The sequence below is a fragment of the Shewanella sp. 433 genome, from assembly GCF_059338565.1.
Genome location: NZ_CM181703.1, coordinates 791,707 through 813,956, shown reverse-complemented (window position 1 = coordinate 813,956; position 22,250 = coordinate 791,707). Strand labels below are relative to the sequence as shown.

Genomic DNA, 22,250 nt, shown 5'->3' with positions numbered 1-22,250 from the left:
AACGGGCTTTTTTAATTAGACTCACCTCAAGTACAGACTACTTATGGTATTGAGGAGACAGTGCATGCACCGACTTGATGAACGAACCCGCATGCTCTGGATCGACATGCTGGTGAATACCATGTCCTAGGTTAAATACATGGCCAGTGCCTTCGCCGTAAGAGGCCAAGATTTGATCCACTTCTTGATGGATACGCTCAGGAGTACCATACAGCACAGAAGGATCCATGTTGCCTTGCAGGGCAACTTTATCACCCACGCGGCGACGTGCATCACCGATATCCACAGTCCAGTCGAGACCTAATGCGTCACAGCCAGTTTCAGCCATCGCTTCTAGCCACAAACCACCGCCCTTGGTGAATAGGGTCACAGGCACTTGACGACCATCAGCATGACGCGTTAGTCCGTCAACAATCTTTTGCATATAGCGCAGTGAGAATTCACGGTAAGCATGATGTGATAATGCGCCGCCCCACGAATCGAAAATCATTAATGACTGAGCACCATTAGCCACTTGCGCATTCAGGTATAAGGTAACTGAATCGGCAAGCTTATCGAGCAGCATATGCAGTGTGGCAGGCTCTTCGTAGGCCATTTTTTTGATTTTTTCGAACGCCTTGCTTGAACCACCTTCAACCATATAAGTCGCTAGGGTCCAAGGCGAACCAGCAAAACCAATCAACGGCACTTCACCTTTAAGCTCACGACGAATCGTGCTTACGGCATTCATCACATAACCCAGTTCATCTTCTGGATCGGGAATGCACAGCTTTTTAATGGCATCTATGGTATCGGTAGGACGTTCGAAACGTGGGCCTTCGCCCGCTTCAAAATAGAGACCAAGCCCCATAGCATCAGGCACAGTCAAAATATCAGAGAACAAGATCGCGGCATCTAAGTCGTAACGACGAAGCGGCTGAAGAGTGACCTCGCAGGCCAAATCTTGGTTCTTGCAAAGAGACATAAAGTCACCAGCTTCAGCGCGGGTCGCTTTATATTCTGGAAGATAACGACCAGCTTGACGCATCATCCAAACAGGAGTTCTATCAACAGGTTGTTTTAGTAAGGCACGTAAATAACGATCATTTTTTAATTCTGCCATGAGGCTCTATTCCTACGCTTATTGATTTCCGCTGGGACAGTAGTTTAGCATTTACGTGAATAAAGTAACCTCCATCAGTACATTTATGTGACAAACGCCGCTTGATTATAATTTTATCGTCTACCTGTTTGTTTTTGCGACAGACTATTAATGGATAATGAGGCAAAGGTTCCTAATTCGTTAGAAAAACGTTGCACCACATCAAAGCCTTTGATATAAAAAGTCTGCGCTAGCAAGAACAATCAAGAAGCTCGTCGCATCGAGCCCGCAATACCTTTACTCGCCCAGCGATAGGATTCTATCGCTGGGCATTTTATTTTCAGCACCACAGTGGCTCACCCATTCGTTTTACATATACAACCAGCAGATTAGACCAGACGTACCTTGGCTCTGTTTACACCAAAAAAGAGTTGATCAAAGCAGTGGTTGTCACCTACATTAGAAGTTACAGGACAATGTGGATGGGGAACGTCATGCTAAAGCAATTGGAAAGAGCCGAACAAAAATGGAGAGGCTCCAACACACTGATTGACCAATGGCTCAATCATCGACGTAAGTTACTGATCCAATACTGCCAAGTTGCGGGGTTGCCCCCCTATGAATCTCACGATAAGTCACTTCCTAGCTTTCAATCAGTAAAAGACTTTTGCGATCTTTTAGTCGATTATGTTTCCGAAGGTCACTTTGAGGTTTACGATCGCCTTGTTAGCGCCTGTGACACAAATGGCCAATCCTGCCTAAACCTCACGCAAGAGGTGATGCCGAAGATCAGCGAGACGACCGATGTGGCACTCGACTTTAGTGACAAATACACTGAAGCCGATGATGACCAAATTCTATATCAACTCGACCATGATTTATCATCACTTGGCGATGCCATGGAAACCCGTTTTCAATTAGAAGATCAACTGTTAGAAGTACTGCATCGTAAATCTGCTTAAGGTTGCACTTAAGTGATAGATTACATTTAAACAGCAATTTGCTCACATTAAAAAGGCCAGCTAATAAGCTGGCCTTTTGCTGTTTACCTAATCGAATCGATTCATTTATACCGCAGACTGGAAGATCACTTCGCCCGCTTTTTGAGTATAAGATTCAATTTTGTCGAAGTTCAAGTAGCGATAAGTATCTGATGCTGTCGCATCGAGCTCTTTAGCATAATCTTGATATTCAGTGACGCTTGGTAAACGACCCAGTAATGCCGCCACCGCCGCTAGCTCAGCTGAGGCTAAGTAAACGTTAGCCCCCGTACCTAAACGGTTAGGGAAGTTACGCGTAGAGGTTGAAACCACAGTTGCGCCTTCGGCTACACGTGCCTGGTTACCCATACACAATGAACAGCCAGGGATCTCGATACGCGCACCGACACGACCGAAGATAGCGTAGTAACCTTCTTCAGTGAGCTGGTCTCTGTCCATCTTAGTTGGCGGCGCGATCCATAGACGTGTTGGCAAGGTCGTTGCAAACTTGTCTAGCATCTTACCGGTTGCGCGGAAGTGACCAATGTTAGTCATACAAGAACCAACGAAGACTTCGTCAATCTTAGTATCGGCAACCGATGACAATAGCACTGCGTCATCTGGATCGTTTGGCGCACACAAAATAGGCTCTTTGATCTCATTCAAATCGATTTCGATCACTTCAGCGTATTCAGCGTCGCTGTCGGCTTCCATCAACTCTGGGTTCGCAATCCACTCTTGCATCGCAGTAATACGGCGCTCGATAGTACGACGGTCACCATAGCCTTCGGCGATCATCCACTTTAACATGACGATGTTAGAGTTGAGATATTCGATGATAGGCTCTTTATCTAGCTTGATGGTACACCCTGCAGCACTACGCTCGGCTGAGGCATCAGATAGCTCAAACGCTTGCTCAACTTTCAGCTTTTCAAGGCCTTCAATCTCCAGTACTCGACCAGAGAAAGCATTAATTTTACCTTTCTTCTCAACGGTCAGTAAGCCCATTTCGATAGCTTTGAGCGGAATAGCATGTACCAAGTCACGCAATGTGATACCGGGCTGCATCTCACCTTTAAAGCGTACCAATACAGATTCAGGCATATCCAGCGGCATAACACCTGTCGCGGCAGCAAACGCCACTAGACCGGAACCTGCTGGGAATGAGATACCGATTGGGAAACGCGTATGCGAGTCACCACCCGTACCAACCGTATCAGGCAGTAGCATGCGGTTTAACCACGAATGGATAACCCCGTCACCTGGACGCAGTGACACACCGCCACGGTTCATGATGAAATCAGGTAGCGTGTGATGCGTGTTCACGTCAACTGGCTTTGGATAAGCCGCGGTGTGACAGAAAGACTGCATGGTCAAATCGGCGCTAAAGCCAAGACAAGCCAAATCTTTTAGCTCATCACGGGTCATAGGGCCGGTCGTGTCTTGAGAACCGACAGAGGTCATCTTAGGTTCGCAGTATTGGTTTGGACGCACACCAGCAACACCACACGCCTTACCGACCATCTTCTGCGCTAGGGTGTAACCCTTGCCAGAATCAACCACATCTTGTGGACGAACAAAAATATCTGATGCAGGTAACCCTAGTGTTTCACGTGCACGATCAGTCAGGCCACGGCCGATGATCAATGGAATACGTCCACCAGCACGCACTTCATCTAACAAGACTTCGGTTTTCAGTTTGAATTCTGAAATCACTTCGTCAGTGCCGTGACGCTTAACCACACCTTGATATGGGTAGATATCAATCACATCACCCATGTTCATTTCGTTAACATCAAGCTCGATAGGCAAAGCGCCAGCATCTTCCATGGTGTTAAAGAAAATTGGGGCAATTTTACCGCCTAGACAGAAACCGCCAGCGCGTTTGTTAGGCACATAAGGAATATCATCGCCCATAAACCACAATACTGAGTTAGTAGCTGATTTACGTGAAGAGCCGGTACCGACAACATCACCCACGTACACGAGTGGATGACCTTTCTCTTTAAGGCTTGCGATCTCTTTGATTGGACCCACAACACCTGGCTCATCGGGTACGATACCGTCACGGGCATTTTTTAGCATAGCTAAAGCGTGCAATGGAATATCAGGACGAGACCAGGCATCTGGCGCGGGAGACAAGTCGTCGGTGTTGGTTTCACCGGTCACTTTGAATACGGTCAGGGTCACTTTTTCAGCTAGCTTCGGACGGTTCAAGAACCACTCGGCATTCGCCCAAGACTCAACCACTTGCTTAGCATGAGCGTTACCCGCTTGCATCTTCTCAACGACATCGTGATACGCATCAAACATCAGTAGGGTATTTGATAAGGCTTTCGCCGCTAACGGTGCCTGGGCATCGTTGTCCAGCTGAGCAATCAGTGGCTCAATGTTGTAGCCGCCTTGCATAGTGCCAAGCAGTTCAACAGCGCGCGCTGAAGATAGGATAGGTGAAGTCACCTCACCTTTGGCGAGTGCATCAAGAAAGCCTGCTTTGACGTATGCAGCTTCATCGACACCGGGTGGAATTCGATTTTCTAGCAGGTCAAGAATAAATTCTTGCTCACCCGCTGGCGGATTTTTGACTAATTCGATTAACTCGGCCACTTGATGGGCATCTAGTGGCTTAGGGACTACGCCCTCTGCAGCACGTTCTGCGACGTGTTTACGATATGCTTCTAGCACGGCAACATTCCTCTTTGTTTGGCGTTCTAACAGCGAAACTGCACGTCTTCAATTTTGAAGTAACATTTTGAAGTTAACAGTCAAGCAGGCTTAACCCGTATTTCCGGCCGCATTATACTACAGCTTTGCAAAAGTATGAATCAGATCACACTCTTAGAAGTGAGAAATTACCGGGATTCTCTAGGGCGCAAGGCAATTTATCTCAGTGATAAAACAAATGAAATTAGACAATAGTTTGAAACAAGCAATAACTAGTTGATAAACATTAATTTTGGTGCTTAACAATAATTTATTATAAACGCACTAAAAAGCGCATTTATGCGCAAAAATATTTTAAAAAACTTCACCTTATCGGTCGTATTTACCCCAGAAATACGCATAATATTCCATCGACAATGCGTAAATAACCATCAGGAATGGCTCAATGACCCACAAAAGAGTAGCTGCGGTGATCTTCGACATGGACGGGGTATTAATCGACTCTGAACCCAGCTGGCAAGCGGCTGAAATCAATGTATTTAGCCAATTAGGGTTGCCAATTTGCCTACAAGATACGCTACAAACCACCGGATTGCGTATCGACCAAGTGGTCGACTATTGGTATCGACGCCACCCTTGGCCAAATTATGATAATCAAGCCACGGCCAACGCCATTGTGCAGCAAGTCGCGGCAGAAATATTGCGCAGCGGTGAGGCCATGTGTGGCGCCATATCGGCACTGCAAGCCTGCCAAGATAAGCAATTAAAAATTGGCTTAGCCACCTCTTCATCATCGCCACTCATCGAAGCCGTACTGCAAAAACTGGATATAGGCCATTATTTTAATGCCATCTGCAGCGCCGAGTCGCTCACCTTTGGTAAACCGCATCCCGAGGTCTATCTTAATTGCGCAGCCGCTTTACAGGTCACACCCCAAGCGTGTATCGCCATTGAGGATTCCTTTAATGGCCTTATCGCCGCCAGAGCGGCCAATATGCATACTGTGGTGGTTCCGGCAAGCCATGAGGCCGAGCACGCTAAGTGGGCTGCAGCGCACCGTAAACTGGATGACTTAACTCAGTTAAATCACTATTTAACCCAGCTCATGTTTACCCAATAGCGCTAATCACCAGTGAATAAACGTAATGCCTGCTGCCGATTCAGCCATGAAGTAAAAAAGCCGACATCCAGTGATGTCGGCTTTTACTCGTAATCCAATCACTCGGCTTACATAGGTGGTTGCAATCAAGGCCCAGTGAATATGCTTTAATTCAGGGTTACCAATTTTTACCTAAAAAGAGAAATACCGATTTTTCACCGTCATCGGCCCAACCAAAACCAAAGGCCGCCGGCCCCATCGAGGTATCGGTACCAAAGTACAGACTGCCGCCATAGATTAACTCATTCATATTAACATCATCACGTACTAGCCACACATTACCGGCTTCAATACTGGTCCCTAAATAGAGCGGGTAATCCGTCATCCCCAACATATCGCGGCCCAGATCGTATTGGTAAACAAAGGCGCCAAACACCTTATGTGGGCCAACGAGCGCATTTTTATGATAGCCAGATAAATTAAGGAAGCCCCCTAACTCTGAAACGTGCACACTAAATTGATCATCATTATCGACCGTTGCAAACGAAGCCATCCCCACCACGGCATGATTATTAAAACTTAAAGCGCCGCGCCAGCTGCCCTCAAATTGAAAAGAAATATCGGATGGATTGGTCGCAATCTCCTGCGGGCTCTCATCTTTACGATAATAGAAATCAAGCGTTATACGATTGCCCGAGGTGGGAAAGTTAATACTGTTAAGATCATCGAAGCCAAACTTAAGGTAAGCCCCATAGGACTGATAATCTAAATCCCCCGGTAAGAATCCATTTTCCAAATAGCCATTCTGCGCAGTCAAGCCTAACTCTACCGCTCCATGATTGACATAATTAAAACCAAGCCCTAGATCGGCAGCATAATTTGTTTGCCCTAAACGCAACACTCGATTGTTTTCTTCGTAAAAATCCCAATCTTTGCGCTGATAAGAGAGTTCGGTGCGGGCAAAAAAACGTTGATCAGAATCGAGCGGCAAATAAAATTCGGTGGAGAGTAGCTTCTCAAACCCGAGACGTAATTCGTTACGCCACTCACCGCCATATTGAGTAAGATCGGTTATGGTGTAAGCCACATCCAATGACACCACTGAATCGAGACTGAAATCATCTTCCCAACTGAAACCGAGCTGAAAATAATTGGGTCCCCAAGATTTAGCTTGAGTGTTGAGCACGAGTATCCTACCAGCATCAGTATCAATAAATTCGGCATTGACTCGCTCAAATTTATCTAATGCATAAATATTTTTAATTCCTTGTTCTAGGGTATTTTTATCAACAACATCCCCTATCTCAACCCCTAAGGTTTCCCGCAATAGTTTGGCACTGACTTTAGAGTTATTTTCAAAGCGCAATTCAACTACAGGTTGCAGCATATTATTGTTCCAACTTAATCGCTGGACATCTTTTTTTGCTTGATAATCAAGGTAGGATGCTTGACTGACAGATAAGGCTTTGAGTCTATCGAGTTGCGCCAATACTGCCGCATCACCTAAGCTATAAGCTTCAGGCATGATAGTGAAATCTGTGGTACTCAACTCACCCACATCTGGGCGTATCAAAATATCTTGCTCAGTCAGCAGCTGCTTTTGACGTTCGGTGCTGGCGTTGGTCAACATGGTCGATAGCTGATTCAATACCGCGACCGTGCTGGCCAACTGATCGCGCTTAACCAAAGAAGAGCCAATATCAACCGCAATCACAATATCGGCCCCCATCGCCTTAACCACATCGACAGGCATATTGTTGGCGATACCGCCATCAACCACCATCTTGCCATTGTATTGCGCCGCTTGCAGTGCACCGGGCACCGTTGCCGAGGCTTGCATCGCATCAACCAGGCTACCGTGATCCATCACCACGGGCAGGCTAGTTTCTAAATCGGTTGCAACCGCACGATACGGGATCGCCAGCTGATCAAAACTACTAAATTGATGAACTAAATCGGTAGAGCGTTGCAGTAATATCGACATGGTTTGGCCGCGGAGCAAACCATTAGGCGTTTTTATCTCTTTGTCGCTGTATCCCACATTAATAGGAATATTAAACCTGTCTCTGTGTTGCTTATCACGGTAACTCAACGCCTCTCGCGGAATAGTATCAGAATAGCCATCACTCCAATTTTCGCCCATCATGATGGCTTCAATCTCGTTAGCACTGTAGCCCAGCGCATACATACCGCCGACATAGGCTCCAATACTGGTACCGGCGATAAAATCAACAGGGATCCGCTGCTCTTCCAGCACTTTAAGCACCGCCACGTGAGCAGCACCTTTGGCACCGCCGCCACTAAGCACTAGGCCCACCTTGGGGCGAACATCGTCAGCAAGGGCACTAACGCCATAAAACAATGTTATAGATAGCAGCAAAAAACGCATCATATGAGGTCTTTATTTAAGTGATTGATACAAAGAAATACAGTCTAGCAAACATCTTAACAAACTAAAAAGTTTGCTTTTTATTCAATCACATTACTGGCCGACATCGGTATGCTGTTGCGCATTGAGATACGCCTCAAACTCTGGCACCGCCATGGGTTTGGCAAAATAGTAGCCTTGAATAATGTAACAACCTCGACTGAAGACCTGCTCAAGCTGCGCCTTAGTCTCAACGCCCTCGGCCACAACCGTTAACTTAAGGTTGCGCGCCAACTCAATAATACTACTAGCAATGGCCTGATCGGCCTCATTATTGGCGATATCGATTAAGAAACAGCGGTCGATTTTTAAGGTGCTAACATCGAAACTACGTAAATAAGCCAGCGATGAGTAACCCGTACCAAAGTCGTCAATGGCCACATCAATGCCTAAAATACGCAAGGCTTGTAGGTGCTCTTTGGCGATATGAAGCTCTTTCATCAACACCCCTTCGGTGATCTCCAACCCTAACATTTGCGCTGGCATCCCAGATGTTTGCAATGCCTGTTCAATCCCTTGAATGAAGTCTGGCTGCCTAAAATGCACCGCAGAAATATTGACTGACAGTTGCAATGCATCGCCGTAACGTTTGGCCCATTGAGCCCCTTGCATACAGGCCTGCTTTAGCACCCAGCGATCGATATCAATGATCAAACCACAAGACTCGGCGACCTTAATAAAGATATCGGGACTAATATACCCCTCCTGCGGATGACGCCAACGCAGCAGTGCCTCCATGCCAACCACTGTATCATCTTTTAACATATCGATTTGCGGTTGGTAGTGCAGCTCAAACTCCTCTCGAGCAATAGCTTTATGCAGGTCCGCCTCAAGCTTAAGATGGTATAAGGATTCTGCATTGCGCTTTGCAGAGTAATATTGGAAATTGCCCCGCCCCACCTCTTTAGCATGGTACATCGCCTGATCGGCATTTTTAATCAAGGTCTCCGCCTGCTTGGCATCATCGGGCCAGAGACTCACGCCGATGCTGGTGGAGATAAAAAACTCACGACCAAAGAGTTCAAACGGCAGCTCAATTTGACGGATTAACGATTCGCATAGATGGTTTATCGCATCTATATCGTTAATGTTACGCAATAAAATCAGGAACTCATCACCACCAAAACGACACAAAATATGCTCATCAGACACACAAGATTGCAGTCGCTTAGCCGCCTCAACCAGAAGAGCATCGCCCATGCTATGACCATAGGAGTCATTCACACTTTTAAAACGATCGAGATCGAGAAAGATCAGCGCCAACGTCTGGTTATTGGCTTCGGCGCGCTGAATACTTTTATCCAATCGAGTGGAAAATAACGAGCGATTGGGCAGCCCAGTCAACACATCATAGTTAGCTAACTGTCGCAGTGACGCCTCTGTCTGCTTGCGCTCTGAGATGTCGGAGAACACGGCCACATAATGGGTAATCCCTCCATCTTCATTGGTCATCGTCGATAAATTTAACCATACCGGGCACATTTTTTCAGCGGGGGTACAGAAACTATGCTCGCCAGTCCAGGTGTGGTCATGCTCAAGTAAAAGACGAATATCATTATTAGCAGCGTCCATATTTGCAGTTGAGCCATGATGGTGCAGCAATTGAGAGAAGGCACAATCAATCAACTCCTCTGCGCTCATCTGTAATATGGTTTGTGCCGCCTTATTTGATACCTTAACCTGTTCATCAGCATCGAGGATCAGTACCCCTTCTGAGGTGTTACTAAAGGCCTGAGCCAGCAACTTAACGTCATCCTCTAAGCGCCGCTGGGTGGTGATGTCAGTATAAATTCCAGCCACTTTCTTAATCGCACCACTAACAGGGTCAAATTCAAGCGGCTTGCCACTGACACGGGTCCAACCCCAAGTGCCATCGAGACGCCAATATCGATAGTCAACATCTAAACGGTCATCTTGTTGAGTAATTAAGCGTTGCCAGGCTTTAACCACTTTTGCGCGATCATCGTCATGAACAGGAAACTCCTTGATGCTGAGTAACAGCTGCTGTTCATGACTGGGGAAATTGCCACCGTGATTCTCCAAATTGAATAAACCATTATCACTGTGCCATTCCCATAATTCAGAGTCGCTGCCACGCAACGACTGCCGTAGACGGTCTTCACTTTCTCGCAGCGCGCGATTGACTCGTTTAAAGGCCGATAATTGCTTTTGCCTCACCATTAAAAAGCAGAATCCAATGGCGATCGCAGTCATAATAATCAAGGCTTTAAACCAGTCACTGGTCCACCAATAGTCTTGCACACTAAAAGAGTAAGAAAATGGCCTTGGTGACCAGATACCATTTTGCTCACTGAGAATATCTAGGGTGTAATGACCTTCGGGTAAGCCCGCAATATTGACCTGGGACTGCCCTTGCAACAACACATAGTTAGCGGGAGATTGGCCATTATCGCGCCGTAGGCGATACTGCAACTGCAAGGGTAAGTCTGTAAGATAATTTAAACTGGTGAGTTGAAAACTGATCATGTGAGCACCGGGCGCAACAACACTGTTGGGCTCAGGTAAAAGTGATCTTTCGGTGGTTTCATCAAAAAATACCGACATCGACTCCAGCATAATGCCATCAGCAGCCAAACGGTTGCTCAATTTGGAGACATCAATAAGTTCAACCCCATCAGGGCTGCCAATATACAAGCCAATTTCAGGCTCATAAAACGAGGCGCCATCGTTAAGCTCTTCGCTCAAAAGCCCATCTTGCTGCTCGATAACCAAGAGTTTTCCACTGGCTAAATCTTGGCGGATCAATGAAGTGTTGCAGCCCAACACCCGATAATCGGCTAGTTGCTCAATAAAATACACCGAGCCGCATTCAAGTTGCCAATCTTGGGTTAACGTATAATGCTGCCCTGTTTTAGGATGATATTCGACCAACCCATTAGGCGAGGTTCCCAGCCACAATACGTCCGAATCCACTTCACTGATATAACTAATATCGACCGCTCGCTCACCATCATCAATCACATCGCTGCGCGAATAGTAGATCCCCCGATTATCAACATAGCCAAAATGATCACCACCGCCCAACCAGAGCTTACCGTCACTGGCACGAAAAATAGCACGCAGGGGGCTTTGATATTGCTTTCCGTCTATATCTTGTAATGAAAAAGCGTACAGAGCTTGGCTACCTTGATCCCAGTAAAATAATCCTGTCGCCGTGACAAACCACCAACGATGGGTCAACAAGGGATCGTGGTACACCAAATAAATAATCTTATTTTCTAGCGACGATTGACCTCCAGTCCACTGCGCAAAACGTAACATCTGGTTATCATCGCGGTTATAGACAAACAAGCCATTGGTGGTGCCTAGCAAGAGGTGCGCCTCATCAAGTGGCTTAATGCTATATACACTATCACTGACCTCCATCGCATCAATGGAGATCAACTGGCTGCGGCGTTGCTCACGGTTGATTTCAATCAAGCCTTGATCTGTGCCTAGCCATAACCACTCTTGCTGAGCAAAAATACTCCACACCATATCATCGACAAGTTGGTAGGGGGGCTTACGCGTATAGCTCTCTATGACAAACTCGGCGGTATCGGCTAGGATAGCCAGCTCACTTCCTGAGCCACCGACCCAGACAAGATCGTTGCTATCAACCGCGATTTCATGCACATAGTTGAGATCGGCTACTAACTTAATCTGATCATCAAACAGCTTAAATAGCGCGGTATCGGGATGCCATTTTGCCAGTTCATCTCGACCCGCAAGCCACAAAAACCCACTTTTATCTTGGTCAATATCTGAGATATGAAATGAAGCCTGACTCATTTTTTCGACCGTTAACGAATCAGGATGCACACGATATAACCCGTTCGTCGACCCCAACCACACTCGCTGCTGGCTGTCTTCAAATAGGGTATTTATCTGCCCCATCGCTTCGGTCCAGGTAAATACTCCCTTTAGCATGCCTAAGCTGTCTCTTAGTTGCAGTTCTCTTTTCTTGGCAAAAATAAATTGGTTGTTAGCACTGGCCGATAACGTTAACCATCTTGAATCCGGATCGTGAGGAAGAGCGTTGACAAAGGTCAATGTCATGGCTTGATAATCAAAACGATACAGCTCTGCAACGTTATTAAGCAGCAGATAATTGCCGTCGCTTAATAAAGATAGACCACGTAAACCACTGCGACGTACATCGCTAAATAATGCGTCGCTACCAAATAGGCTAAACTCATCGGTGACCATATTGTACAGATAGGTGTTGGCATAGGTACTGACCAACAAGTGGGTGTCACTCAACGACTCTGTCAAAGTGATAAATTCGTCTGACAGGCGGATACCATCGATATTCTTATCGATTCTTCGTGCCTTGATATCGCTAATTCGATAAAGACCCTCTTCGGTCGACAGCCAGGTGTAACCATGCTTATCGAAAGTAATGTCATTAACCTTCGCATTTTGTAAACCATCACGGGCACTAAACACCCGCTGCACCAACTGATCACCATAAGCAGGCAATAGCAAGCCAACCCATAGAATAGGCAGTAAAAGTAGACGCAAGAGTAACGTCATATTCATAAAAAATGCAGCTCAGCCAGACGAACGGTGAACCATAATAGAGGTGTTGTTATCGCACTCAACCTTTTGTAAAAGAAATGATAAAAATAAAGGTGGAATTAGATTAACAAAAAAAAAGCGCTCAATGAGCGCTTTTTTTAATAACTTGAGGTTATTTTTTCTTCTTTGCCTTAGGATTAGGCAAATCAGTGATTGAACCTTCGTAGATTTCAGCGGCAAGACCCACTGACTCATGTAGGGTTGGGTGAGCATGGATCGTTAAGGCTAAATCTTCTGCGTCACAACCCATTTCGATTGCAAGACCAATTTCACCCAGTAGTTCGCCACCGTTAACACCCACGATAGCACCACCAATAACGCGATGAGTCTCTTTATCGAAAATCAGCTTAGTCATGCCGTCAGCGCAGTCTGAAGCGATTGCACGTCCACTGGCCGCCCATGGGAAAGTTGCCGTTTCGTAAGCAATGCCTTGCTCTTTAGCTTCTTTCTCGGTAACACCTACCCAAGCCACTTCTGGGTCTGTGTACGCAATTGATGGGATCACTTTTGGATCGAAGTAGTGCTTCATGCCCGCAATCACTTCAGCGGCAACATGGCCTTCATGCACACCTTTGTGAGCCAGCATTGGTTGACCCACGATATCGCCAATAGCGAAGATGTGCGGCACGTTAGTGCGTAGCTGCTTATCTACATTGATGAAACCACGCTCATCGATGTTAACACCCGCTTTATCAGCGTCGATTAACTTACCGTTTGGCGTACGACCAATGGCAACCAATACTGCGTCATAACGCACAGGCTCAGCCGGGGCTTTTTTGCCTTCCATTGACACATAGATACCATCTTCTTTGGCTTCTACTGCGGTCACTTTAGTTTCAAGAATAAGGTTAAACTTCTTCTTAATCTTCTTCGTGTACACGCGCACGATATCTTTATCGGCAGCAGGGATCACTTGGTCGAACATCTCAACCACGTCAATGTCACTACCCAGTGAAGAGTACACAGTACCCATCTCTAAACCGATGATACCGCCGCCCATAACCAGCAGCTTACCAGGAACTTCTTTCAGCTCTAGCGCGTCAGTTGAGTCCCAAATGCGTGGATCTTCATGAGGAATAAACGGTAACTGGATTGGACGAGAACCCGCAGCGATAATGGCTTTTTCAAAGTGGATCACTTTAACACCATCTTCACCGGCCACTTCAAGCGTGTTAGGACCAGTAAACTTACCTAGGCCATTAACGACGTCGACTTTACGCATCTTAGACATGCCGCCAAGACCGCCAGTCAACTGGCTAATGACGCTTTGCTTAAACTCACGTAGTTTATCAAGATCAATCTGTGGCTCGCCAAAGACCACACCGTGATGAGAAATCGCTTTCGCTTCTTCAATCACTTTAGATACATGCAACAGCGCTTTTGACGGGATACAGCCGACGTTTAGACATACACCACCAAGGGTGCTAAAACGCTCAACGATCACAGTCTCTAGCCCTAAGTCGGCAGCACGAAATGCCGCTGAATAGCCCGCAGGACCCGCCCCTAATACCACTACCTGAGTTTTGATTTCGTTACTCATGTTTTCCTCTATTCTTTTTCATTCCGTTGGGAGGAATCCCGGCCCAACGCTGTATGACGCCAGCTTTTGAACGTATGTTCTTGTAAGGTGGCCGCATTTTAACCTTTCAACGAGTTAAACAAAAGGCTACTCAACCTGAGTAGCCTTAATCATTACAAAATAAGTGTGCGTATGTCGGACAGCATACTTGACAGCGTCACACTGAAGCGTGCGGCCATAGCGCCATCGATAACGCGGTGATCATAAGATAAAGACAGCGGCAACATTAACTTAGGCTCGAAATCTTTACCATTCCACTTAGGTTTAATCTCTGACTTAGACACACCAAGAATCGCCACATCAGGGTAATTCACAATCGGTGTAAATGCTGTGCCACCAATACCGCCAAGGCTAGAGATGGTGAAACAGCTGCCCTGCATGTCGGTCGCTTTTAGCTTACCGTCACGGGCCTTGATAGAGATCTCCATCAGCTCGGCAGATAATTCAAGAATGCCTTTCTTATCGACATCACGAACAACCGGCACGACCAAACCGTTAGGCGTATCGACCGCCACACCGATGTGGTAGTACTTCTTCTTGATCAGCGACTCGCCATCAGGGCTCAAGCTAGCGTTGAACACTGGGAACTGTTGCAGTGTCTTAGCAACGGCTTTCATCATAAACACCAATGGGGTGATCTTGATGCCGCTCTTCTGCTTAGCCGCCAGCTCATTTTGCTGCTTACGGAACGCTTCCATCTCAGTGATATCGGCCTCATCGAACTGTGTCACATGCGGGATCGTGACCCAGTTACGGTGAAGGTTTGGACCCGAGATCTTCTGAATACGGCTCAGTGGTACTTCTTCCACTTCACCAAACTTAGCAAAATCAACTTTAGGTGCGGCAATCACATTCAGCCCACCAGCGCCACCCGCAACGGCTGTCGCCGCAGTGGCTTTTGGACGGCTTAGCTCATACTTGATAAACGCCTGAACGTCTTCCTTAAGAATACGTCCTTTACGTCCAGTACCAGTAACTAGGTTTAAGTCGGCACCAAATTCGCGTGCTAAACGGCGCACTGCAGGTGAGGCATGAACTGCGCCTGTCTTAGGCGTGCTACCGGCACTTGGGTGATGCGGTACTGGCGGCTTACTGGCCGCTGGAGCCTGTACAGGCGCAGCAGGAGCAACTGGCGCGGGCGCTGCGGCTGGTGTAGGTGCTGCAGCTGGCGCAGCAGACTGAGTTTCAACCGTAGCAATCACACTACCTTGAGACACTTTATCGCCCACCTTCACCGTTAACGACACCAGTTTACCGGCAAATGGCGCTGGCACTTCCATGGTCGCTTTATCGGTTTCAAGCGTGATAAGGCCTTGGTCGGCTTCAATCATATCGCCGACAGCCACCAACACTTCAATCACATCGACATCAGATGCATCGCCAATATCTGGCACGGCAATCTCTTTCACTTCAACCGTAGTTGTTGCTTGCGCGGCTGCAGGAGCTGGAGCAGCCTCTGCAACGGGTGCAGGCGCAGCGGCTTCACCACCAGCAACTTGCAGCATCAATACTAGCGAGCCTTGAGACACCTTATCACCCACAGCGACTTTCAGTTCAGTCACCACGCCTGCAGCAGGTGCAGGCACCTCCATGGTAGCTTTATCGGTTTCAAGGGTAATAAGCCCTGTATCCACGTCGATACTGTCGCCCACAGCCACTAATACTTCAATCACATCAACATCTGACGCATCACCGATATCAGGCACGGTCACTTCAATGATTTGTGACGCCGATGGCGCTGCAGCAGCTGGTGCGGCTACAGGAGTAGGCTCAGCAACCGGCGCGGCTGGTGCTGGCGTTTCCGCTGCTGGCGCAGGCGCTGCAGTCTCTGCCCCCGCGGCACTCATCATCGCAATCAAGGTGCCTTCTGACACTGTGTCGCCCACGGCCACTTTCAGCTCAGCAAGGGTACCCGCGAAAGGCGCAGGAATATCCATGGTCGCCTTATCGCTTTCTACCGTGATGATCGACTCTTCTGCTTCGATGCTGTCACCGACAGCAACGCAGATCTCGATAACTTGTACTTCATCCCCACCAATATCGGGGACTAACACTTCTTTTAATTCAGCCATTATCTGTCCCCTTACGCGTACTGTGGGTTGATCTTGTCAACGTCGATGCCATATTCAGCAATCGCTTTAGTCAACACATCCACTGGCAATTCATTGCGGTCAACAAGTGACTTAAGTGCAGCGATAACAATAAACTTAGCGTCCACTTCAAAGTGATGACGTAAGTTTTCGCGGCTGTCACTGCGGCCGAAACCGTCAGTACCGAGTACTTTGTAATCGGTTGGCACATACGCGCGCAGTTGCTCGCCGTATATCTTCATATAGTCGGTGGCCACAATCGCAGGAGCATCACTCGATAGCACTTGGCTAATGTAAGCCTGCTTTGGCGTTTCAGTTGGGTGCAGCATGTTGTAACGCTCGGCAGCCTGACCATCGCGAGTTAGCTCGTTGAAGCTAGTGACGCTATAGACATCTGACGAAATACCGAAATCTTTTGCCAGCGCTTGCGCCGCTTTACGCACTTGCTCAAGGATGGTGCCACAGCCCATAAGCTGTACCTTACCCTTGCCGCTGCCCGAAACAGACTCAAGCTTGTAGATACCTTTAACGATACCCTCTTCGGCGCCTTCAGGCATTTCTGGCTGAACGTAGTTTTCGTTCATTGTGGTCAAGTAGTAGAAGATATCTTCTTGGTTTTCGCCATACATACGACGGATACCATCTTGAACCACAACCGCAATCTCATAACCGTAAGTGGGGTCATAAGAGATACAGTTTGGAATTGTGTTGGCTAATACATGGCTGTGACCATCTTGATGCTGCAGACCTTCGCCGTTAAGCGTGGTACGCCCTGAGGTGCCACCGACCATAAAGCCGCGCGCACGCATATCGCCAGCCGCCCATGCCATATCGCCAATACGTTGGAAACCAAACATAGAGTAATAGATATAGAAAGGGATCGTTGGCATGTCGTTAACCGAATAACTGGTTGCCGCCGCGACCCAAGATGACATAGCACCTAGCTCGTTAATCCCTTCTTGCAGTACTTGGCCCGACTTATCTTCGCGGTAGTAAGCCACTTGATCAGAGTCTTGTGGGATATACTTCTGCCCTTCGTGAGCGTAAATACCCACTTGACGGAACAGGCCTTCCATACCGAAAGTACGTGCTTCATCAGGAATAATTGGCACGATCCGCTTACCGATCTTCTTGTCTTTGAGCAGTGCAGTCAAAATACGCACAAACGCCATGGTGCTTGAAATTTCACGCCCGTTTGAGCCTTTAAGCACTGAATCAAAAATCTTCAGTGATGGCACTTCTAGATCTTCTGAGAATTTAGAGCGACGCGCAGGCATTGCCCCATGCAGCTCTTCACGACGCGCTTTAAGGTACTTAACTTCTTCAGAATCAGCACCGGGATGATAGAAAGGAATCTCTTCTAATTGGTCATCGCTAATCGGAATATTGAAACGATCGCGGAAGTATTTAAGTGATTCAACACCCATCTTCTTCACGTTGTGAGCGATGTTTTTACCTTCACCCGCATCACCCATACCATAACCTTTTACGGTTTTGGCTAGGATAACCGTTGGACGACCTTTGGTGTTTTTAGCATGCTGCAGCGCAGCAAAAATCTTAACAGGATCATGACCACCACGGTTTAGACGCCAAATGTCATCGTCAGACATGTTAGCCACCATCTCGGCAGTCTCTGGGTACTTACCGAAGAAGTGCTCACGCGTGTACGCGCCGCCTTTGGCTTTACAGTTTTGGTATTCACCATCAACGGTTTCTTCCATCAACTGCAGTAGCTTACCGCTAGTATCACGCGCTAATAGTGGATCCCAGTAACGACCCCAAATCACTTTAACCGCTTCCCAGCCGGCGCCGCGGAACTCGCCTTCAAGCTCTTGGATGATCTTACCGTTACCACGCACAGGGCCATCGAGACGCTGTAAGTTACAGTTAACAATAAACACCAAGTTATCCAACTCTTCACGAGCAGCAAGGCCGATAGCACCTAATGTTTCTGGCTCATCACACTCACCATCACCCAAGAAGCAGTATACGGTTTGCTCAGAGCAATCTTTCAGACCACGGTCGGTAAGATACTTAAGGTAACGGGCTTGGTAAATCGCCTGGATAGGACCAAGACCCATAGAAACTGTAGGGAACTGCCAGTAGTCAGGCATTAACTTAGGGTGTGGGTATGAAGAGAGACCTTTACCATCAACTTCTTGACGGAAGTTGTTCATCTGATCTTCGGTAATACGCCCTTCAAGGAATGAACGCGAGTAGATACCCGGCGCGATATGACCTTGGAAATACACCAAATCGCCGCCATCTTTTTCATTAGGCGCGCGGAAAAAGTGGTTAAAACACACATCGTAAATCGTGGCACTAGAGGCAAAACTGGAAATGTGACCACCTAGCTCAAGATCTTTTTTCGATCCGCGCAGTACCATAGCCAAGGCATTCCAACGTACGATAGCGCGGATACGACGCTCCATCTCTTGGTTGCCTGGCATGTGTGGCTCTTGGCCAGCAGGAATCGTATTTAAATACGCAGTCGTCGCTTTATAAGGTAGATGGGTGCCGTTACGACGCGCCTTATCGATTAGCTTTTCTAACAGATAGTGCGCGCGCTCTGGGCCTTCCTGCTCTAATACAGCTTGCAGTGAATCTACCCACTCTTGAGTCTCTAACGGATCTAAATCTTGTAGCATATGTTCAGACATTTCGCAGTCCTTCCCTATATACATGAATAATATGAATTAAGTGATAAAAAATGTTGCTAAGGACCTTTGCCTAAACACCACTCTTTAAGCGGCGCAGACTACGCTGCAACCGACTGTCTTCTTCCCGCACAGACAACATCACTTCCTCGATATAACTTAAATGTTCATTCGAGGCTTCTCTTGCTGCGTCGGGATCGCGGCGCACGATAGCGGCGAGTAGATCTCGCCGATGCTCATTTGCCATCTTAGAGGCGTCAGCTCTGCGCTTAAGCAACTCTAAGTTTTGCGCCACATTCTTATGCAGCACGGGAGATAAACTTAATACCAAGTGTAGCATCGCCACATTATGTGATGCCTCGGCAACCGCGCGATAAAAACACACGATCGCTTCAGCCTGCTCCTCAATATTAGGAGCGGCTTCTACCGCTTGGATTTTTTGTTTGATGTTTTGCATATCCGCATCGGTACCCCGAAGCGCCGCAAAATAAGCCATCATGCCTTCAGTGGCGTGACGAAACTCGAGTAGGTCGTATTGACTCTCAGAATCGCTGTGCATCAGCTCCACAATAGGATCTGCCAGGCTCTGCCAAAGTTGTTCTTTGACATAAGTGCCACCGCCTTGACGACGGAGCAACAATCCTTTTGCTTCTAACTTTTGAATGGCTTCACGAAGAGAGGGTCGAGAGACTTCAAATTGCAGTGCTAATTCACGCTCTGGCGGTAATTTTTGTCCCGGTTGCAGACTCCCTTCGAGGATCATCTGCTCCAACTGACCCATGATCACGTCAGAGATTTTTGGCTGGTTGATTTTGCTATAAGCCATATGGGCCTCAGCTCCTATTGTAAATTGGTCTTACCAATTTAATTGACTGAGCGCACTTTATCAAATCACATTTCAGATGTCTAGTTCGTGATCTGCTTCATACTGCCTCAGAATTTGTGAGGATAGCGGAAATTTTACGGCAAGGGGTCAGACCATTTACCACTCACAAGGCCGACCTTCATCCCCCTTTACCTTTCGGCGACTATGCCACGACACCAAATATCGTTAACAAAGAAAGGCCCGTGACCAAGAGGATAAAATTACGCTTACTCAACTGTAGCAAAGAGATAGTCGATTGCACGCATATCGGTGTGGTCGATGAAGGCTCGATAGTTTCTGCCGCTAGGGCCACTTCGGTCAGTAGGGTTTTGGCTGGCATTTGCCACTGCAACGCCAAGCGACGCCAGCGACTAAAAGCAGCCGAAAAATGACCGCTCAAAACATAACCAAACGCGATCAGGCGACTCGGTAACCAATCAAGCACAGTCAACGCCGAGCCCACCAGCGGTAAGTGGATTTTTTGGCTAGCGGCCTCATCATAAAAATAACGCACGGTACAATAAAGCACGGCGCCAGCTGGCCCAAAGAAAATCAAATACAGCGCCACAGCGCCATAAAAACGGTAGTTAAGCCAAGCCACAGTCTGGCCGACTTTGGCGCCTAAGTCGGTTTCCGATATCGCATCGAGGCTAACACTGGGATCAAGCGCCTCGGCAAAGTGATAACATGCTTGCGCATCCCCTCGGCAGGCCGCTTGAATATATTGCTTAAAGACTTGCCGCTGCTTGAGATGACTAAAGCATACAATGGCCACCGCCACCCATAGCAGTAAGCTAATAAGCCCCCAAAACATCCCTTCGACAAACCAAGCCAACACCTGTACACTCACCGCGGGTAACAACAGCGCCAGCAGCATCATTGGCTCACTTTTCAGCGATTTAGCTCCAAAGAACGTTTTGCTATATAAAGCCAATAACGTCTCTAGCTGCCAAGCTTGTGGCAACAGCTTTAACCGCTCAATCATAATCGCTATCAATAACGAAAACAGCGCCATCTCAGTCTCCTTACCCTGTCATTAATCGTCTTATTCGGCTTACCCGAGTAAACCCTTTTTATACCTAGACCAGTCAAAACTCGCGCCTCGCATCTGGTTCGGTTTTACGCCCAGGCGCTATATCACCTAAATAACAATACCTTGCCAATCAATCGGCTTATCCGAGTAGCCCCTGCTTATACCTAGACCAGTCAAAACTCGCACCTGGGTCGGTTTTACGCCCAGGCGCGATATCACAGTGTCCTACTATTCGCTCGCCATTGAGCATAGGGTAGGCCGCAAACAAGGCTAAGGTTAATTGTTGTAATGTTGCATATTGGGCATCGGTGTAAGCAATATCATCTGTACCTTCTAACTCAATCCCAATGGCAAAATCATTACACCCTTCACGCCCCTGATAACACGACACCCCCGCATGCCAAGCTCTGTCATCACAGCTGACATACTGCACTAATTCCCCATCGCGGCGAATTAAAAAGTGGGCCGATACGGTTAATTGGGCCAACTCACAAAAACTGTCGTCGGCGCTCACATCAATACAGCCCTGAAACAGCTGATCAATATAGGGCAAACCGAATTGTCCTGCCGGTAAGCTAATGTTATGGATCACCAATAAACTCACCTCACCATAAGGACGCAGGTTAAAGTGCGGCGATACACACCGCCTTGCGTGGCTAACCCAGCCATCGCCTTGCATTGTTAGTTTACTCATCTTGCCTCGAATGGGGCTAGTTTGCCTCTCACGACTTTTATCTAAGTTGGCTATCGGCTTATGTCGCCATGGCGCATGCTAAACCAAGCTTACGCCTAATCTATTGACCCAGCTCTATTAACCAAGACCTGTATTAACTTAGGCCTATTCACTAAGGGCTATTAAGCCAAAGCTATAAGCGCCGATTAACCGCGCTCAACATAGCAAAAATAAACGCGAAACTCACTTTACCTGCATTTGCCTTGCCTCGCTAGTTAAGCCGTCAGCAGTGCGCGGTAAACCCAGTATGAATCACCTCCAACGCTTCCGTTACCCTGCGCCCGCCGCTAGCGAGTCAGTTATTAGCATGATTCTTGATGACAAATCGCTCTTTTAGCGGCCATAAGCACTAAAATTCAATCTACAATTTACACTGCTTTTTCAGATTCGGATTTGATATCATCGAGATACACAACAAGAGTGCTAGCAACGACTATACGAGTAACGAGTACGAGCCACA

At 47.4% G+C, this 22,250-nt stretch carries 12 protein-coding genes; 2 read left to right on the top strand and 10 right to left on the bottom strand.

Annotation, left to right across the window (positions count from 1 at the left end; genetic code table 11):
* Positions 1 to 37: 37 nt before the first annotated feature.
* Positions 38 to 1,102: a uroporphyrinogen decarboxylase gene (gene hemE, locus AC5YB1_RS03710; protein ID WP_494520768.1), complete on the bottom strand. Its 1,065-nt coding sequence runs from the start codon at positions 1,100 to 1,102 to the stop codon at positions 38 to 40.
* Positions 1,103 to 1,575: 473 nt separating this feature from the next.
* Between hemE and rsd the strand changes: the two genes are divergently transcribed.
* Positions 1,576 to 2,043 carry a sigma D regulator gene (rsd, locus tag AC5YB1_RS03705; RefSeq protein WP_494520767.1) on the top strand — a complete coding sequence of 156 codons (468 nt, stop codon included), beginning with the start codon at positions 1,576 to 1,578 and terminating at the stop codon, positions 2,041 to 2,043.
* A gap of 105 nt (positions 2,044 to 2,148) precedes the next feature.
* On the opposite strand, the gene acnB is transcribed toward rsd, so the two are convergent.
* Entirely contained in the window at positions 2,149 to 4,746 is a 2,598-nt protein-coding gene (acnB, locus tag AC5YB1_RS03700) for a bifunctional aconitate hydratase 2/2-methylisocitrate dehydratase (RefSeq protein WP_475515022.1), read from the bottom strand.
* Between the two features lie 424 nt (positions 4,747 to 5,170).
* On the opposite strand from acnB, the gene hxpB reads away from it, so the two are divergent.
* Complete coding sequence (hxpB, locus tag AC5YB1_RS03695) at positions 5,171 to 5,845, top strand: hexitol phosphatase HxpB (RefSeq protein ID WP_475515023.1); 675 nt, start codon at positions 5,171 to 5,173, stop codon at positions 5,843 to 5,845.
* 157 nt (positions 5,846 to 6,002) lie between these two features.
* On the opposite strand, the gene AC5YB1_RS03690 is transcribed toward hxpB, so the two are convergent.
* The 8 genes from AC5YB1_RS03690 to ampD all read right to left on the bottom strand — a co-directional run bounded on the left by AC5YB1_RS03690 (position 6,003) and on the right by ampD (position 21,751).
* On the bottom strand, positions 6,003 to 8,216 hold the full coding sequence (locus AC5YB1_RS03690) for a patatin-like phospholipase family protein (RefSeq protein ID WP_494520766.1): 2,214 nt from the start codon (positions 8,214 to 8,216) through the stop codon (positions 6,003 to 6,005).
* Between the two features lie 90 nt (positions 8,217 to 8,306).
* A complete protein-coding gene (locus AC5YB1_RS03685) occupies positions 8,307 to 12,794 on the bottom strand; it encodes an EAL domain-containing protein (RefSeq protein WP_494520765.1) in 4,488 nt (1,495 codons plus the stop codon).
* A 151-nt stretch (positions 12,795 to 12,945) separates the two neighbouring features.
* Positions 12,946 to 14,373, bottom strand: coding sequence for a dihydrolipoyl dehydrogenase (gene lpdA / locus AC5YB1_RS03680; protein WP_494520764.1), 1,428 nt, complete (start codon positions 14,371 to 14,373; stop codon positions 12,946 to 12,948).
* Positions 14,374 to 14,525: 152 nt separating this feature from the next.
* A complete protein-coding gene (gene aceF, locus AC5YB1_RS03675; protein ID WP_494520763.1) occupies positions 14,526 to 16,484 on the bottom strand; it encodes a pyruvate dehydrogenase complex dihydrolipoyllysine-residue acetyltransferase in 1,959 nt (652 codons plus the stop codon).
* An 11-nt stretch (positions 16,485 to 16,495) separates the two neighbouring features.
* The gene (gene aceE, locus AC5YB1_RS03670; protein ID WP_494520762.1) at positions 16,496 to 19,162 is read right to left on the bottom strand and encodes a pyruvate dehydrogenase (acetyl-transferring), homodimeric type; all 2,667 of its coding nucleotides are present in this window, start codon (positions 19,160 to 19,162) and stop codon (positions 16,496 to 16,498) included.
* Positions 19,163 to 19,232: 70 nt separating this feature from the next.
* The gene (pdhR, locus tag AC5YB1_RS03665) at positions 19,233 to 19,985 is read right to left on the bottom strand and encodes a pyruvate dehydrogenase complex transcriptional repressor PdhR (protein ID WP_494520761.1); all 753 of its coding nucleotides are present in this window, start codon (positions 19,983 to 19,985) and stop codon (positions 19,233 to 19,235) included.
* A gap of 202 nt (positions 19,986 to 20,187) precedes the next feature.
* Complete coding sequence (gene ampE / locus AC5YB1_RS03660) at positions 20,188 to 21,039, bottom strand: beta-lactamase regulator AmpE (protein WP_494520760.1); 852 nt, start codon at positions 21,037 to 21,039, stop codon at positions 20,188 to 20,190.
* A gap of 157 nt (positions 21,040 to 21,196) precedes the next feature.
* The gene (gene ampD / locus AC5YB1_RS03655) at positions 21,197 to 21,751 is read right to left on the bottom strand and encodes a 1,6-anhydro-N-acetylmuramyl-L-alanine amidase AmpD (protein ID WP_494520759.1); all 555 of its coding nucleotides are present in this window, start codon (positions 21,749 to 21,751) and stop codon (positions 21,197 to 21,199) included.
* Positions 21,752 to 22,250: the final 499 nt, after the last annotated feature.